Source organism: Pseudomonas khavaziana (genome assembly GCF_019145205.1).
Taxonomy (GTDB): domain Bacteria; phylum Pseudomonadota; class Gammaproteobacteria; order Pseudomonadales; family Pseudomonadaceae; genus Aquipseudomonas; species Aquipseudomonas khavaziana.
Window position 1 is genome coordinate 1 of sequence record NZ_JAHSTT010000043.1, and the last position, 863, is coordinate 863.

General features: G+C 60.0%; 1 pseudogene. It reads left to right on the forward strand.

Annotated features, from left to right (window positions below):
* Positions 1-12: 12 nt before the first annotated feature.
* Positions 13-863, forward strand: a pseudogene (locus KVH01_RS29425) (type IV secretion protein Rhs); the annotation flags it as partial.

Sequence of the window (863 nt, forward strand, 5' to 3'; positions counted from 1 at the left end):
TAGGGCTGGCTCTTGATCCCGGCGTTTGCCAGCTTTGTGCTGGCGCCCATGGATCCCAAGGCACCGGACGTCAGTCGGGTTTTAGCCGATTTTCGCACCTGCCTGAACACCTTCGATGAGTGGGCCGACAGCCTGTTGAGTGGCTCGGCGCTGACTGTGGAGCAGATGTTCAAGGTTGGGGAAGACGTCGCGCTGGTCGCGCCGATCTCTTCCGACAAGCCCAGCCGCACGGTCGCTCAATGCAAAGCCCAGGGTGGGTTGACCCTGGTGCATCTGTTCGAAAGTACCCAGTTCGTCCCCATCGGCAACACCCGGGTGATGCTGCAAGCCCTGGCCACAGATGGCAGCCCGGTGGGCGCACCGATCCACCACACCATTGGCCCCAGCGGCATTCTTGAAGTCAACGACTGCAGCCGCGACCAGCGCTACCAGATCACCTTTTACCCCAATGTTTCCAAGGATCACGTCAAGGCGCTGTATGCCTCCTACGGGTCAGTGATTGCCGGGCTGGAAGCTGATCTGCGCAGACAATGGGACGAGCGTTTCAAGCCTCAGTGGGCAGACTTTGCCCAGGCGCCAGCCTACAAACGCAGCGGCCTACAGGGCATTGCCTTTGCAACCGGGATTGGCCAGGCCTTCTACAACCTGTGGGACAACATCACCGAGCTGTATGACCTGCTCGCGAACCTCAAATCCAACAGCGAGAAACTGCTCAAGTACATCTCCCAGGCCGAACTGGACGAGTTGCTCACGCTGGGCAAGGACACGTTGGCCAAGGGCTTGCTGGTGCTCAGTGATGAGCCACTGTTGTTTATCTACCTGGCGGCGATGGTGGCCTGGATACGCATGCTGCCGCCGCCGCA